General features: G+C 72.0%; 1 protein-coding gene. It reads right to left on the bottom strand.

Translation table 11 applies throughout. From position 1 onward, the window contains the following. Positions 1-1,211, bottom strand: a 1,211-nt coding sequence (gene tap / locus ACFYPN_RS33740; RefSeq protein WP_389303730.1) for a telomere-associated protein Tap, incomplete at both ends; no start/stop codon positions are given.

The following is a 1,211-nucleotide window of genomic DNA, read 5'->3' as shown; positions in this document are numbered from 1 at the left end:
GACAGGGCCGGCCACGTTTCGCCCTCCTTGTAGGACTTGCCCTGGGGGCGCTCGCGGAGCTTCCCGATGCCGCCCTTCACCGTCGCCTTGATCGCGGACAGGACGGCGGCCAGGGCCGGGTCGTTCTGCTTGTGGTGCTCCATGGCGGCGAGGAACTCGGCGTCGGACATGTCCTTGGTGACGCCGAGGTCGGCGAGGGTATCGACGTAGGCGGTCTTGAGTCGGTCGTGCCAGGGATCCAGGTATGCGCCGGTCTCACGGCGCAGGAACGCCTCGATCGGGGCGACGTTGTGGCCGAGCTCCTGGGCGTAGGCGACGGTGTGCGTCTGGTACCAGGCCGGGCCCGTCGGCCGGGAGCCGTCCGGCGTGAACGGCGACGGGAGGCGCGGGTCCAGCTCGATGGGGGACAGGTCGACCAGCCAACTGCCGGGGATCTTCGGGTTGAACGTCGGCGCGTGGAAATGGTCGGGGGCGGAGAGGCCGACGACCAGGCGGGCCGCGGCGGCGAGGAACGCCGTGTTCAGGTCGAGGCCGACCGCCCACGGCAGCGTGCACTCCTCGGCGCCCAGCAGGTCGACGTCGCGCACCCACTGGTACGCCTCCTCGTCCAGGAACCCGCCGCTCCAGCCGGAGTTCACGACAACGGGGTGCTCCGGGGTGGCCTCCGGCGGCGCCGGGTCCATCGGCTCCGTCCCCAGCGAGCCCGCGTTGTGGCCGGACAGCCAGTTGCCGGTCGCTTCATCCCGCACGGCGCGCGTCGGCGGGCGCAGCGCGGTCATGAGTTCGAGGCCGGAGACGGCGGTGGAGCCGCGCGGGGTGGTGACCCGCTGGGCGTAGGTGCCGAGGACGCGGGCGATGTCGGCCGGTTCCATGTCGGTGACGCCGGGCCAGGACCGCTCGTCGAGGGCGTCCCAGGAGAGGATCGCGAGCTGCGCGCACTGCCGGTCGCGTCCCTGGGCCTTGCGGTAGATCCGCGCCCAGGGGCCGAAGCCGCGCTTCGTGAGCTGCCATTTCGCTTTGAGGACCTGCTTGACGACGGGGTGGTCATCGGGCAGGCGCAGGGAGCGGCGCTGTTCGTGGCCCTCCAGGCGTTCCGGCAGCCCGAGCTTCACGGCGGCGGCGGCGGTGAGCACGATGAGCGGGTCGGAGTGTTTGCCGTACCGGTTGAGCTTCGGCGCGCCGAGACCGGACTCGCGCAGCGTCCACTCCAC

The organism is Streptomyces sp. NPDC005576 (genome assembly GCF_042871745.1).
Lineage (GTDB): Bacteria > Actinomycetota > Actinomycetes > Streptomycetales > Streptomycetaceae > Streptomyces.
The sequence above is the reverse complement of the archived record's forward strand: the minus strand, read 5'-3'. Positions and strand labels throughout refer to the sequence as shown.